The sequence below is a fragment of the Streptomyces sp. NPDC005728 genome (assembly GCF_040630895.1).
Taxonomy (GTDB): Bacteria; Actinomycetota; Actinomycetes; order Streptomycetales; family Streptomycetaceae; genus Streptomyces.
In genome coordinates, this window is the sequence record NZ_JBEXYL010000021.1 from 47891 (window position 1) to 62052 (window position 14162).

11 protein-coding genes are annotated in these 14162 nt (G+C 67.4%); 6 read left to right on the plus strand and 5 right to left on the minus strand.

Going from position 1 to position 14162, the window contains the following annotated elements; genetic code table 11:
• Positions 1-45: 45 nt before the first annotated feature.
• From ABZ471_RS16720 to ABZ471_RS16740, 5 genes are all read right to left on the minus strand, one after another.
• Positions 46-1296, minus strand: a complete 1251-nt coding sequence (locus ABZ471_RS16720) for a restriction endonuclease subunit S (RefSeq protein ID WP_359067043.1) — start codon at positions 1294-1296, stop codon at positions 46-48.
• Positions 1293-2837 carry a class I SAM-dependent DNA methyltransferase gene (locus tag ABZ471_RS16725; RefSeq protein WP_359067045.1) on the minus strand — a complete coding sequence of 515 codons (1545 nt, stop codon included), beginning with the start codon at positions 2835-2837 and terminating at the stop codon, positions 1293-1295. Before ABZ471_RS16725 ends, ABZ471_RS16720 begins: the two co-directional genes overlap by 4 nt.
• A 125-nt stretch (positions 2838-2962) precedes the next feature.
• Positions 2963-4063: a DUF3644 domain-containing protein gene (locus tag ABZ471_RS16730; RefSeq protein WP_359067048.1), complete on the minus strand. Its 1101-nt coding sequence runs from the start codon at positions 4061-4063 to the stop codon at positions 2963-2965.
• A gap of 203 nt (positions 4064-4266) precedes the next feature.
• Positions 4267-4806 (minus strand): GNAT family N-acetyltransferase, encoded by a 540-nt coding sequence (locus ABZ471_RS16735; RefSeq protein WP_359067050.1) that lies wholly within the window; start codon positions 4804-4806, stop codon positions 4267-4269.
• Positions 4803-6086, minus strand: a complete 1284-nt coding sequence (locus ABZ471_RS16740; protein WP_359067052.1) for an XRE family transcriptional regulator — start codon at positions 6084-6086, stop codon at positions 4803-4805. The genes ABZ471_RS16735 and ABZ471_RS16740 overlap by 4 nt, the downstream gene beginning before the upstream one ends.
• Positions 6087-6327: 241 nt before the next feature.
• Between ABZ471_RS16740 and ABZ471_RS16745 the strand changes: the two genes are divergently transcribed.
• The 6 genes from ABZ471_RS16745 (at position 6328) to fxlM (ending at position 14105) form a co-directional block, all read left to right on the plus strand.
• The gene (locus ABZ471_RS16745; RefSeq protein WP_359067054.1) at positions 6328-6774 is read left to right on the plus strand and encodes an ATP-binding protein; all 447 of its coding nucleotides are present in this window, start codon (positions 6328-6330) and stop codon (positions 6772-6774) included.
• Positions 6775-7001: 227 nt separating this feature from the next.
• On the plus strand, positions 7002-7190 hold the full coding sequence (locus tag ABZ471_RS16750) for a hypothetical protein (RefSeq protein WP_359067056.1): 189 nt from the start codon (positions 7002-7004) through the stop codon (positions 7188-7190).
• 190 nt (positions 7191-7380) lie between these two features.
• Positions 7381-7560, plus strand: coding sequence for an FxLD family lanthipeptide (locus ABZ471_RS16755; RefSeq protein ID WP_030750825.1), 180 nt, complete (start codon positions 7381-7383; stop codon positions 7558-7560).
• A 216-nt stretch (positions 7561-7776) separates the two neighbouring features.
• Positions 7777-10731 carry a lantibiotic dehydratase gene (locus ABZ471_RS16760; protein ID WP_359067059.1) on the plus strand — a complete coding sequence of 985 codons (2955 nt, stop codon included), beginning with the start codon at positions 7777-7779 and terminating at the stop codon, positions 10729-10731.
• On the plus strand, positions 10728-12002 hold the full coding sequence (locus ABZ471_RS16765; protein WP_359067061.1) for a lanthionine synthetase C family protein: 1275 nt from the start codon (positions 10728-10730) through the stop codon (positions 12000-12002). Before ABZ471_RS16760 ends, ABZ471_RS16765 begins: the two co-directional genes overlap by 4 nt.
• 21 nt (positions 12003-12023) lie before the next feature.
• Positions 12024-14105 carry a methyltransferase, FxLD system gene (fxlM, locus tag ABZ471_RS16770; RefSeq protein ID WP_359067063.1) on the plus strand — a complete coding sequence of 694 codons (2082 nt, stop codon included), beginning with the start codon at positions 12024-12026 and terminating at the stop codon, positions 14103-14105.
• Positions 14106-14162: the final 57 nt, after the last annotated feature.

Below are 14162 nucleotides of genomic sequence, written 5' to 3' on the forward strand. Positions count from 1 at the left end.
GGACACACCGCGGCGTCTGCCGCCGCTACAGCAACACCCATTCGGCTATACAATCGGCGCCGTCGACGCAAGCCACGGTTCGTCACGAAACGCGCGGTGTTGGAGCGCGGCGAACAGAGCATCAAGCTCGGCGAGATGAGCGAGACATGCACTCTTAACTCTTCTTAGTGACGTCACTCGCTTCACAAATTTCCGCTGCGCCTCTACCGGTGGAAGAACGATAGGAAGGTCCTTGATGATTGACATATTGAGCCCTGCCATGATTGCACCCTTGGCGGTTCGGCGCAGATAGCTCCGAGCATCTGGATGCATCAAGAAATAGCTGTGCAGAAATTCTGGTAGGCACTTTTCTTGATCCAGGGTGATGCAGCACAGATGCTTGGTGTTGATGGCAATCGGGATGTCATCGGGAACGACCGCGCAGCGGCCACACGTTCCCATGATGGTAATCAGTACGTCCCCGGGATAAACCCTGTACCGTGCTAGCTTCTTATACTTCTCGTCAGTGATGAATCTCCGCCCCTGCCAAGCGAATTCATTCGTCACTGCATTGTCGATCCCGAGCACCGAAATTCCCGAGTCGGTAAACTCCTCGCGCAGTAGCTGGCTACCAAAGGGACCCGTTCGGATCGAGCCCTTGGATTTCTTCGCTACGTCGTTCACTGTGGTATGCGACCAGGTCGGGTCCGGAGCACCGAACATGTCGAGAAATGTCGATCGCACGAGGTCGTCAAGGAGGCCGATGGCCTCGCGACGTTTGGTGCGCAGCGAATCCACTCGCTCCAGCACCTGGGAGATCCGGGATTGGTGCGGAAGGGGAGGAACCCTCAGCTCAATCTCGCCGAGAGTTTTTTGATTCACCTTAAAAATTCCCGATGTCGTACGAACAGATCGCTCGATCTGGCTCCGCACGTAGGGGGAATCCCAGATTTTTGACAGATAGGCGGTGGAAATAACATCAGATCGCACTCGAATGCGGATCATTGTATCGGGAAATGCGGCCTCGATGGAACTTTCCCGAACCAGAGCACCCCTCCCAACTAGATCCAGTGACCCGTTGCCACGGCTGACTAGAAAATCACCCTCTTTGATCAAGAAGGGGGAGGCTTGATCTCGACTCCAGTCGCCGCCCTTATGTTCAGAAACGTCGATTCCGCCCGGCTGGATAGCCGTCAGTCGCAATACGGGAAACCCGCCATCGCGAGTATTCACTGAACGCCCGTTAATCATGGGCTCGCTCAATAGGTCTTTGAGCTTTACCAAATGCCATTCCGAGGGCTCGAGGGCCTCGCTCACGACGTCCTCCCGTTAGAGCCTGCGGTGAGAAGAATCTTCAACTCGCTCATGCCCTGCTGGATTTCCGACTCGATCCGTGCCAAGTCATCCATAATCTCGCCAGGAGCGCGATGCTCGACCTCCTCGTGGACGGTCTCCTTGTAGCGGTTGAGGCTCAGGTCGTAGTCCTGCGCGGCAATTTCTTCCTTCGGAACGCAGAAACTCTGCTCAGTCCGCGCCCGCTCCTGTTCGCTGCCGTTGCGGCGTCGCCAACGTGCCAGAACGTCGGGCAGGTTGTTCTTCGCATGCTCGGCCTCGTTCAACATGCCATCGCCCACGAGCGGGCCGAGCTTCTCCTCCGACAATAGCGGCGCACGCTTGTCGTCAAGGCTCCAACCGTCTGACGCAACCTCGTAGAACCAGACGTCGTCCGTGCCCCCGCTGTTGGTCTTCGTGAAGAACAGGATTGCCGTGGAGACTCCAGCGTATGGTTTGAAGACGCCCCCAGGTAGCTTGACCACGGCGTCCAGCTTGTGGCCCTCAACAAGCAGCTTTCGCAGGTCCTTGTGCGCCTTGCTAGAACCGAACAGCACCCCTTCCGGCACGATGACCGCAGCCCGACCGCCGGGCTTGAGTAGGCGCAGGAACAGCGCCAGAAACAACAACTCGGTCTTCTTGGTCTTGACGACCTTCTGCAGGTCAGACGCCGTCGCGTCGGAGTCCAGACTTCCGGCAAAGGGCGGGTTGGCGAGGACGAGGGAGTATTGGTCGGCCTCGCCTGCCGCGCTCTGTGCGAGAGAGTCGCGGTGGCGAATATCGGGATTCTCGACCGAGTGCAGCAGCATGTTCATGCTGCCGATCCGGAGCATGGTGTTGTCGAAATCGAACCCGTGGAACATGCTCTCGTTGAAGTGTTGCCTCTGGGCCGGCTCGAACAATGCCTCGCGATGCGTGCGCTCGACGTACTCGGCAGACGCCACCAGAAAGCCAGCCGTCCCGCACGCCGGGTCGCAGATCTCATCTCCCGGCTGCGGGGCCATCATCTCCACCATCAGCTGGATGATGTGCCGAGGAGTACGGAACTGGCCGTTCTGCCCAGCCGTGGCGATCTTGCCAAGCATGTACTCGTACAGGTCGCCCTTGGTGTCCTTGTCGCCCATGTCGATGCCGTTGATCATGTCGACGGCCTTGGTGAGCAGGTTCGAGGTTGTGATGGTGAAGCGTGCGTCCTTCATGTGGTGCGCGTAGGTGGACTCCTCGCCACCCAGCGTGCGCAGCCAGGGGAAGACGCCGTCCCGTACCCGAGTGAGCATGTTCTCGGGGGACTCGTTGATGAACACGGACCAGCGCAGGACCTGGGTATCGTCCGTGTAGATCGGGTTCTCGACCGGCCGCCCCGTGCGATTGGCCCTGTTCTCCTTGGCCTGCTCCAGGATGTCGAGGCGCCGGATGAACATCAGATAGGTGATCTGTTCGATGACCTCCAGCGGGTTGGAGATACCCCCTGACCAGAAGGCGTCCCACAGTCGATCGATCTTGCTCTTCAGCTCACCTGTAATCACGGATGCAGGCTAGCGCAGCCCACTGATACGAGCGGGGCACCCGAAGAATCGTTGGTCGCGAGACTGTGCCGTCCATAGCAAGGCGGTCTCACAGAGTCGACAAAGATCGCCGAGAATCGCGACAGTCACCCCGCCTGACAGCCGGGTACGGTGCACGACTCCGGCTGGCGGGCGGACGGGTTGTGAGCTCGCCAGAGGGCTTCCAGATCCAACGTGTCGCGCGCGGTGCGCATGCGGGTCAAGGCGTTGTCGGAAAAGCGCTTCAGGCGTTGGGAGCTGAATACGAACTCGTGGCAACACGCGGGATCAGCGTCGATGCCCAGGTGTCGCCGCAACGCGACGCACTTGGGTTGGGTCAAGCCAAGTGCCTCAGCGAGCTCGGCCGCCGAGCGGTGGTACTTCGCCTGGAGGTCCACCTCTCGGATCGCGGCGGCGGGCACGGTTTCATCAGCTGCATAGCGCACAGGCGGAGCAGTCTGGTTCTTGACGAAGCGCAGCTTGATCAGCAGCCCCTCACCGTCCGTAGCAGTAGCCAGCTCCTCCAAGCGAGGGAAGACTTCTGAGCGTGCCGCTCCTCCGCGTATGCCAGCCTGAACACGGTCGACGTCCTTGCTCGAGACGCGAGTCTCCGGCCCGGTGTGGGCCTCCATAGCCAACAAGGTTCGAATCCGGGCTCGCGCCTCGTGTGTCGCGCGTCGGCCAGGCTTGAGCAGGGCTGCGATCTGCGTGTATTCCTCGTCCAGAAGGAGGGCAAGGTCACGGGGCGGGGCAACCGACACCGGCAGTACGCGGTCGGGCAGGTGGTCAGCCAGTGGCTCCTTGAATACGCCCCTGAGTAGGTCGTCGAAGAGTGTCACGGCAGCTCGGGCATGCACGTACAGCAGCTGCTCGGAAACCTGGTTGAACCAGTGCTGCTCGTCATCGCGCATGGCGTCGATGGCTCTGAGCGTCCCTGCGTCAGGCTCGCTGAGCTTGATGTCCGGGTGTTCTGCAGCCTTGCGTACGCAGGTCTCAAATCCGAGTGACCGGCCCAGGGCTGGGTCGAAGACGCTAATGCCCTTCTGGACGAGCGCGGCTTTCAGCAGCATCTCGAAGGAGTGCTGAAGGTGCAGAAGTACCTTCGTTTCTCGCCCTCGGTCGTGTGGGGAGTTGAATGCCTCGGCCGCCGCAACCATCGAAGAAACGGCCTTCTCCTTGAGGACACGAGCTTCTTGCCTCAGTCTCACTCGCAGCCCTCACGTTCCAGACGCAACAGACAATAGGTCCAGGGTAGAGGTTTCCTGTCAAATACGGGCTGATAGATGTTGCGACGAGCACCAGCCCTGCTCGGTCGCCCCGTCTGTGGCCCAGCAGGTTCAACGAGGCCCCGCCGGACGTACTCCGCGACTGGGCCTCGCGGGTCAATTCCAGCGCTGCCCACCCTCTGGGGTCATCGGGTGTCGCGGATCATCACTGTGAGGACCGGTGAGGCCGGTGACGGTTGGCTCTGCCCGATGTCTTCGTACCCCCACAACTTGTAGAGCGCGTGGACCTTTCCGTCGCCGGCGGCCGAGTTGACCATGAGTGTCACGTACGGCTCGTCGCGGGTGGCGATGAGGGCATCGTGGATGCGGCGGGCGGTGCCGGTCTTCCGCCAGGTCGGCCGGACGCCGATCTCCTTCAGGGCCACGGCCGGACGCTCGGTGTACTTCTCGGCCGGCGGCGGGCTGGTGCGCTGCCAGTAGCGGTCGCCGTGCTCGATGGTGTTGCCGTAGGCGTAGCCAACTGGATGTCCGTCTGCGTACGCGAGGACGGCCGTGAACCCCGGCTCGGTGCTGTGTCGGTCCAGGCGTTCGCCGAACGCCGTGACGGCGTAGTTCGGCAGGTGGAGGAGCGGGGCGCGCACGTCGGCGTACACGTCGAGGAGGTCGCCTCGGGCGGTGTCGAGGGTGGTGAAGGTGCGCAGTTCGATGGCGGGCGCCGTGGTCATGCGGCCATCCTCCAGGTGGCGGTGTGCTCGGTCCAGGTCTGCGCGGTGGAGCTGCCCGGCGCGGTGGCGCGCAGTGCGGCCCCGAACTCCTGGAGCATGCGCGTGACCCGGGCGTGCTGGGTGGCGGCTTCGGCGGGGACCTTCATCGCGGTGGCTGTGGCGGCGTCGGGGGCGCCCTGGGCGAGCTGGGCGTGGGCGAGCCGGGTGGTGGTGATGGCCCGGGAACGGATCATGTGTGGGCGGAGGGCGGACAGGCAGCGGTGGGCGTGGTATTCGGCGGTCGAGTAGTCGCCGAGCGCCAAGTGTGCGGAGAGGGCCAGGGAGTCCAGTTCGGCTTGGTCGTAGAAGGCGAGCATCCACACCGGCCGGTAATCGGTGGGGTCGGCACGCAGCATGGCGTCCTGGGCCTGCTCGAAGGCGCGGCGGGTGCCGGTGCGGTCCTGTGCCGTGCCGTGGATGGCGCCCTGGCGGGCCAGGCCGAGGGAGGCGAACAGGGGGTCTCGGCGGGTGAGGTGCAGGTTGCGGGCGACGTCGTTGGCGGCGAATGCGTCGGCGGGGCGGCCCATGTGGCGGTACATGGTGCCCGCGTGGCTCCAGATGCGGAACTTGATCGCCTGGTCGCCGGACATCTCGGCGAGGGCCTGGGCCTCGCGCATGTGCGCCTTGGCGACGTCGTAGCGCCGGCCGTCGATGGCAGCCCACATCGCGGAGGAGCGGAAGGCGGCTGCTGAGGCGTAGAGGTTGCTTCGTACGCGCTGGGTGGCGCTGCCTGCGTTCTGGAGGTTGAGCGCCTCGTCGGCGAGGGCGGCGGCCCGCTGTTCGATGCCGAGTTGTCCGCCGTGGCGGTGGTCGCTGGCGATGATCTCGGCGAAGCGCTTGTTGAGGCGGTTGACGTCGCTCATGCCGATACGGCGCGGTGATGCGGTGCCGGGTGCGGCTGCTGCGGCGGCAGCCGCCGCGATGCTGCCGACAAGGGTGCGGCGCTTCATGTCGGGGTCCTCCTGCTGCGGTGGGGCCGGGGTGGCCGACGGCCGGCCCCGTGGCACGAACCCTAAAGCGACGGCGGGTAGCCCGGTGACGTCCTCAAGTGCTTTGCGGGCTGCTGACTTTGGCCAGGTCACCCGGCCCGCTTTCCATGCCCGGACCGATGAGCCGTCGAGTCCACCAGGGCGCCCGGTCAACCGTTCAATGGCCCTGTTCACGGCCTCGGCGAGGCTGTTGGAGCTGTAGCCGTGTTCGGTCATCCACGCCTCAAGAACGGTGTTGCGGGTGGTGTCCATGCGGGCACGGTAGTCCGCGCGATCCCTGCCCGCCAGGTAAAGGAGAGGTCAAAACGCCCTAGGCCGGTCCGTCGACTGAGCACCTGAACGTCCTAACCAACCTGCTGGGAAAGGGAGTTGTCTGGGTGCTGGTCGCCCGCCGCGCCCCACCGTGCGGGCGGCTGTTGACGGCCCGGCCCGCCCCTGAGGTTCCCCCGCGGGGGCGGGCCGGGCGCCGAGACGACACGAAGGCTCCACCCCAATGACGAGTCTGAGAACACAAGTTGAGGCCCTGTCCGTCGGCCATCCCACGTACAGCCAGACCTTCCCGTGCGAGCCGTCCACGGCCGAGCTCGGCCGCGAACTCGTTCGGGACGTCCTCGGCGTGTGGCACCTCGACGGTCTCGCCGACCGTGCCGCGCTGATCATTACGGAGCTCATCGCGAACGCCTCCAGGCACACTCCGTGTCCCGAGATTCGCCTCATGGTTGGGCGGCCGAGTGCGACTCGACTGCGTGTCGGGGTCCTGGATCGGGAACCATCGCGTCTTCCCATACTCGGCCAAACGGCTGACGACGACGAGTCGGGGCGCGGGCTGCTCCTCGTCGACGCTGTCGCCGACCGCTGGGGCTACGACCTGCACGGCTCGGACAGGCGCCCTTGGGGCAAAGAGGTCTGGGCGGAACTCCGTACCGAAGGTGGCAAGTGAGCATCCCGGCCACGGCATCCTCGCCCCTTCCGGATCTGGCACGACTCTGGCCCCGCCAGCAGATGGCCATGGACTGCGCCCTCTGCGCCTGGCCGTTGGGAGCAAGCGACGACGGCTGGGCGAGATGCGCCACAGGGGCGTGCCGTTCCAGCTCGGGGCCTGCGCTCCCAACTGCCAGGCCGCCAGATCGACCATCCCGACCAGCTGAGAAAAGGGGACGTTCCTCCATGGAGTGGCCGTGGATCACCGGCGACTGCTGGCTCGGCTGCGGGCGTACCGGAGTCCTGGTGGTCTGGCTCGGCCCGGTGCAGTGGGACGGGCAGCACGCTCCCTTCTACGCGTGCGAGCCGTGCCTCGATCGTCTCAAGGCCCAGGCACTCGCCTACTTCATGGAGCGGCGGCCGGCATCCGCTTGATCGGACTCACGGCACACGACTTCCCGGCGTGAGGCATGCAACCCGCAAGGACTTTCCTACGCGGAGCACGTCCCCTCGTGCTGGGCGGCCAGGAGCCGTCCTGGGAGCAGCCGTCTGGCAACGCTCCCGTGACGGCACCTGGTGGGCGCTCCAGCCCAGTAACACCACAACGATTACAAGGAGTTGAAGCATGACGCGCAGCACCGTAGTTCCCAGCCGCACCGAAGTACGCCCGCACATCCCTGGGGCATCGGACGGCTTCGACCTGGACGTCTCCCTCGTCGAGATCGCCGACCCGGCGGGGTTGGTCAACCTGACCGACGACAACTGCGGGTCCACCTGCGGCGCCTGCACCACCAACGTCGCCTGACCTGGACCCAGGTCACCCCGGCCTGGTGCCGCCGCGTCTCCGCGCGGCGGCACCAGCCGCCCGTCCCCTCGCTTACGGAGGTACTTGGTGGTTGCTTCGCCTGCAGCGTTCCGCAACGGTTCCACCGCTCTCGTGCGCGCCGTGGCCCGGCCCTCGCTGCCGTTCCCGCCATGCCCTGACCTCGATGACCGCTCGCACAGTGGTTCATCTGCCCGCGTGGCGTGGCTACGCGCGGTCTGGGCGGACAAGAACGTCGCCGAGGCACTCCGGCACTCCAGCCCTGTCCTGGCCGCGCAGGTACGGGCCCTGTGCACGGCTGAGCATCCCGCCCTCCGTGATGTGCAGCGCGCAGCGATGTCCGTGGCCCGCTACCTCCTGCGGGCCCAGCACCGAGCGACACCCTTCGGCCTGTTCGCCGGCGTGGCCACCGCCGAGTTCGGCCCCCAGGCCCGGGCCGACTGGAGCGAGGAGCACGTGGCCGTCGGCCGCGCGGGGGCAGAGTGGCTGACTGCCGTGGTTGAACGGCTGGAGTCGTGCCGAGACCTCCTCGAACGGCTACCCGTTGTCGTCAACAACACCGTGACGTACCGGGGAGACCGGCTCGTCGTGCCGTTCCAGCCCGACGTCCAGGACGACCGGACTCGCGCGGTCGAGGCGTCCTTGGCCCTGACCGAACCGGTGCGCGCCGTCCTTGCCGCGGGCCGACTCCCGATCCGGTTCGGCACCCTCGTGGAAAAGCTCCAGGCGGAGTTCCCCGAGGCCGGTCCCGAGAAGGCGCGTCAACTGCTGGCGGAGCTGATCCGGCGGCGGGTGCTGATCACGGGCTTGCATGCTCCGAGCACCGAGACCGATGCCCTCGGGTATCTGGTGAGCCAGCTCGACGTGATCGACGCTGGAAGCCTCGCCCCGGTCGCGGAGACCGTACGCGAACTCCAGGCGGTCCGGGCGGGCCTGGAGGAGTGCACCACGCACGGCGGTCGGGACAGCGTCGCGGCGCGGATGCGAGACCTCGTCCCTGGCCTGCATCGCCACCCCGTCGCGCTCGACCTCCGCCTGGACGCGCAGATCGTTCTGCCGGAAGCGGTCGCCCGTGAGGTCGAGCGCGTTGCTCTTATCCTGACCCGCTTGAGCAGCCGTCCGTACGGGACCGCCGCCTGGAACGAGTACCACCAGCGGTTCTACGAGCGGTACGGCATCGGCACGATGGTGCCGCTCATGGAGACCGTGGCGGACAGCGGCACCGGCTATCCCGATGGCTACCCAGGCGCTCCGGCCAGCCCACGCAGGCCCCGCGTCTCCGCTCGGGATGACGTCCTTATACGGCTGGCCCAGGCCGCTGCGCTCGACGGCCGTGACGAAGTGCTCCTCACGGACGAACAGATTGAGGCCCTGGACGTGGGGCCTGACGAGCCTCGGCTGCCGCCGCACTTGGAGATCGGGGTGCGGGTGCATGCGGTCAGCTTGGAGGAGTTGCAGCGCGGGCGGTTCCGGCTGGAGGTCGTGAGCGTGTCCCGTGGTGTCGGCGTTTCCACGGGCCGGTTCCTCAGCGTCCTGGCCCCCGCCGACCGGGAGGCTCTGGCCGCCGAGCTTGCCGACCTCCCGGCCGCAGACGGCAACACCATGCCCGCACAGTTCTCTTTCCCGCCCCTGCTCCCCGAGAGCGCCCACGTCACCCGCTCCCCACAGGTTCTCCCCACCGTGATCAGCCTTCAGGAGCACCGCACCCCGCAGGACACCGTCCTCACCCCGGAGGACTTGGCTGTGGGGTGCGACGGCCGCCGCATGTACCTCGCCGTCCCCGAGCGGGGCCACCGCGTGGAGGCCGTCGGAATGCACGCGCTGAACCTGCGCACCCACACCCCGCCGCTCGTGCGGTTCCTCACCGAGCTGTCCCGCGCCCAGTGCGCGCAAGTCACCGTCTTCGACTGGGGCGCCGCAGCGGCGATGCCGTTCCTTCCACGTCTGCGGTACGGCCGGACCGTGCTGGCCCCGGCACGCTGGCGGCTGGAAGCGTCCGAACTGCCCGGCCAAGCCCGCCCTCGGGCCGAGTGGGACGCCGCGCTCAGCGACTGGCGTGCCCGGCGGAGGCTGCCGCGCCCCGTTTACCTCGTAGAGGACGACCGGCGCCTCTTCCTCGACCTCAACGAGGCTGGCCACCGTGCACTCCTGCGCAGACACCTCGACCATTCGCGCCTGGCCGTACTCGTCGAGGCCCCGGAACCAGAGGCGTACGGCTGGTGCGGCGGGCGAGCCCACGAGGTCGTGGTGCCCCTCAAAGCAACCAGGCCGTCGGCATGGTCGCCACTGCCGGCCCCCAGCCGGGCCCGTGCCCTGTCTTCGACCCAGATGCAGACGCCTGCCGCTTCCTCAGTTCTTCTGGCCGCCCTGTACGGCGACCCCCGCCGCCAAGACGTCTTGCTCTCCCGGCACTTGCCCGGCCTCCTCGAACAGCTCGGCAACCCGCCGTGGTGGTTCATCCGCTTCCGCGACCCGGACCAACACCTCCGCGTACGCATCGCCCTCCCCGACGCGCAAGCCTTCGCCGACACGGCCCGAACGGTGAGCGCCTGGGCCGACGAGCTACGAAGCATCGGCCTGCTGGCCGACCTGCGCTATCCCACCTCCTACCGTGAGATGGGCCGCTGGGGCTCCGGCGCCGCATGGGAGGCGGCCGAGGAGGTGTTCCGGGCGGACTCGCGCGCCGTCCTGGCCCATCTCTCGCAGCCACAGCGTTCGGGCCAGCGCACGCTGGTGGCGGCCCACACGGTCGCCATCGCCTCCGCGTTCCTCGGCACCACTGAGGCCGGGATGCAGTGGCTGATCGACCATGTCTCGCCGACCGCACCAGTGCCCGTTCCGCGCCCTGAGTTCACCGACGCCGTACGGCTCGCCGACCCGAGCGACGACTGGTCGGCCTTGCGCATGGTCCCGGGAGGGGGCGCCATCGTGTCCGGATGGACTGACCGGGAAGCGGCACTCGCCGCGTACCGGCCGCACCTGCCCGGCCCGGACACCCAGGGCATCTCCGTAGACGACGTTCTGACCTCCCTGCTGCACGTCCACTTCGTACGCCACGTCGCCGTGAACTTCCCGGAGGAAGAGGTGTGCCTCTACCTGGCGCGCGCCGCCGCCCTGGCCTGGACCGCCCGCACCCGTGGGAGGGCCTCGTGACCGCCCACCCTCCGCTCGGCCTGGTCGACGCCATCGCCGCCCAGCTCGCCGACCCCGAGACCATGCCTCACGGCTCTAGGACGCTGTGCTCGGACCGGCAGCATCTTGCTTACGGGCCTCCCGGCATCGCGCTCCTGCACATCGAGCTGGCTGCGAACGGCCTCAGCCCGTGGCACCGCGCCCATGACTGGCTCGCCGCCGCCTCCCGGCAGCCGCTCACCAGCGGCGCGGACAGCCACCCCTTCTACGGAGTGCCCGCCTTCGCCCACGCCCTGTCCTGTGCCGCCGACCACCTTCCCGACTCCTACCAGCGCGCCCTCGACGCGATAGACGCCCAGATCGCGGTCGACGTCGAGCGCCGTCTCGACGCCGCACACCGCCGCATCGACGCCGGACGCCTGCCGCAACTCGCCGAGTTCGACACCATCCGGGGCCTCACCGGATACGGTGCCTACCTACTACGCCGCAACCCCGGCAGCTCCACGATGCACGCCGTTCTCGACTACTGCGTACGCCTCACCGAACCGATCACCCACCACGGCGAGACCCTTCCGGGCTGGTGGACGGAGACCGGGCCCTCGGGCAGCCCAGACGGCCGATTCCCCGGCGGGCACGCCAACACCGGTATGGCGCACGGCATCGGTGGCGTGCTCGCGCTCCTGGCCCTTGCCGCTCGCAACGGCTCCGTCACCGATGGGCACCACGCAGCACTACGCACCATCCTGGCCTGGCTGGACCGCTGGAAGGAGGAGGCTGACGGCGGACCGGTCTGGCCGTACTGGGTCACTCAGGGAGAGCTGCGAAGCGGGCGTCTCGCCCCCTCCGCGCCCCGGCGGCCATCCTGGTGCTACGGCACCGCCGGCCTCGCCCGCGCCGAGCAACTTGCCGCGCTTGCCCTCGGCGACACCCGTCGCCAGATTGCCGCGGAGAACGCACTCGTGGCGTCCCTTACCGCCCCCGAGCAGCTGAAGGCCACGACGGACAACGGCCTCTGCCACGGGTTCGCCGGCCTCGCCCACGTCGCCGCGCGTACGGCCGACGACGCCCGCCCCTCGACCGCGGAGAAACTCCGCGCCGCGATCCCGGCCCTCCTGGCTGCGGTCATCCCACCGGGCACCGACCCCGAACTCACGGCCACGGCGCTCATCCAGGACGAGGAAGGCGGCCCCGGCTTCCTCGACGGCGCCGCCGGCATAGCCCTGGCGCTCCTCGCGCCCAGCACCGCCGCACCACCTCGGTCTGCCTGGGACGCATGCCTCCTCATCGCCTGATCCACCGACCGAAGGACCTCAATGCCTCCCGACCGCTGGCAGCAGCACAACATCACCTTCGTCGACCGCGAGATTGCCCGGCGCACCATCGCCGAACGCCTCGGCCCCACCCTGATCGAGGCTGAGGCCGACGGGCAGCTCACCGGCTGGTGGTTCATGAACAAGCAGCCATGGCCGCTGCGTTACCTCGCCGACAAGCCCTCACCAGCCATTGAGTCGCTCCTGAGCGATCTCATCGGCGACGGCGTGGCCGTGTCGTGCCTGCCCTGCATCTACGAGCCCGAGACCGACACGTTCGGCGGCCCGGAGGCCATGGACACAGCCCACGAACTGTTCCACAGCGATTCCCGCCACCTGCTCACCTACCAGCCGAGCCAGATGCACCTGGGACGCCGGGAGACCGCCGTCCTGCTGGCGAGCGTCATGATGCGTGGTGCTGGACTCGACTGGTTCGAACAGGGCGACGTATGGGCGAAGGTCGTGGCCCTTCGACCGGCCACCGCTCCACAACCGCCCGAACGAACCGCCGAACTGGCTCCGGCCATGCGCAAGCTCATGACCGCCGACGCCCACAGCCTCTGCCGCCCGGATGGCCCACTCCACGCTCACGAGGAATGGGTGACCGCCTTCGAACGGGCCGGCGCCACGCTCGCAGACCTCGCAGGCCGCGGCGCCCTCACCCGCGGCCTGCGAGCCGTCATCGCCCACCACGTGATCTTCCACGCCAACCGCGCCGGTCTCCTCCGGGACGACCAGAGCGCCCTGTCCCACATCGCACGAGAGGTAGTCATGGGAACGAGTGACCACACCGAGCCACCCACCGAGGCAACGGCCGACGCCGTTAGCGTCGGCGCGGTGACCACCGACACGATCAGCACCCCCACGGCGGACGCCGAGCGCCTCCGCAACGCCCTGGTCGACCAGCTCCGCGCGGACGGACACGCCCGTACGCCCGCCGTCGAGACCGCGTTGCGGACCGTGCCCCGCCACGTGTTCGTGCCCGACGCGTCCCTCGAAGACGCCTACGACAACGCACCGGTGCACATCAAGTACGACACCGAGGGCACGTCCATCTCCTGCGCCTCCCAGCCGGGCGTCGTCGCCCTCATGCTGGACCAGCTCGAAGCCCAGCCCGGCGAGCGCATCCTCGAACTCGGCGCTGGCACCGGCTACAACGCCGGTCTGCTCGCCCACCTGGTCGGCGAGAACGGACACGTGACCACCCTCGACGTCGACGACGACCTCGTTGAGGGCGCCCGCACGCACCTCGCCGCCGCCGGGATCACCAACGTCCAGGCCGTGACCCGCGACGGGGCACTCGGCTACGCCGAAGCAGCGCCGTACGACCGGATCATCGCCACCGTCGGCGCGCACGGTGTGCCGCACGCCTGGCTGCAGCAGCTTGCCCCCGGCGGTCGGCTTCTCGTCCCCCAGCGTCTCAAGGGCACGGTGTCCCGCTCCATTGCCTACGAGCAGCGTGACGGCCGATGGGTCTCCCTCGGCAGCGAGATGAACACCTTCATGCCACTTCGGCGAGGCATCGCCGACGACGACCGCCGAGTGATCCCGCTCAGCACGGACGGCACCGTACGACTCCAGGCCCCCGCCGGACTCAACATCGACGCCGACGCCCTCGCAGGTGTACTCGACCAGCCGCGCACCGAGGAGTGGACCGGCATGACGGTCCGCGCCATGGAATCGCCGGAGTGGATGGAACTGTTCCTCACCTGCTCCCTGCCCTCCGGCCTCATCCGGATGCTGTTCCCCCAGAGCGCCAAGGGCGCGCTACTCACGGAGGACCCCTACCCCTCATCAACTGCGGTCGTCGACAAGGGCGCCGTCACCTACCTCGCCCGGCGCGTGTCCAAGAAGACGACCTCCAAGGGCGACAAGCTCTGGGAGTTCGGCGTCATCGGCCACGGCCCCGGCTGCGACGAGCTGGCCGCGAAGGTCGCCGATACCATCCGTACCTGGGACAGGAAGTACCGAAGTCGTGAGGCCACGTTCGAGATTCAGCCCCTCGACGCCCCTGCCATCGAGCAGCGCCCCGACCTCTTCGCCCTCGACACGCCGCTGAACCGCATCGTCGTCGACTGGCGTTGACACCCCACGCGTAGCGGACGGTGCCCGTCGATACATGGCTGGCGGGCACCGCCGCCT

Bases quoted from the DNA above. Each gene is read 5' to 3' on its own strand.
- ABZ471_RS16755 (WP_030750825.1), top strand. From the start codon at position 7,381: ATGACGCGCAGCACCGTAGTTCCCAGCCGCACCGAAGTACGCCCGCAC.
- ABZ471_RS16735 (WP_359067050.1), bottom strand. From the start codon at position 4,806: ATGACCACGGCGCCCGCCATCGAACTGCGCACCTTCACCACCCTCGAC.
- fxlM (WP_359067063.1), top strand. From the start codon at position 12,024: ATGCCTCCCGACCGCTGGCAGCAGCACAACATCACCTTCGTCGACCGC.
- ABZ471_RS16740 (WP_359067052.1), bottom strand. From the start codon at position 6,086: ATGGACACCACCCGCAACACCGTTCTTGAGGCGTGGATGACCGAACAC.
- ABZ471_RS16750 (WP_359067056.1), top strand. From the start codon at position 7,002: ATGGAGTGGCCGTGGATCACCGGCGACTGCTGGCTCGGCTGCGGGCGT.
- ABZ471_RS16745 (WP_359067054.1), top strand. From the start codon at position 6,328: ATGACGAGTCTGAGAACACAAGTTGAGGCCCTGTCCGTCGGCCATCCC.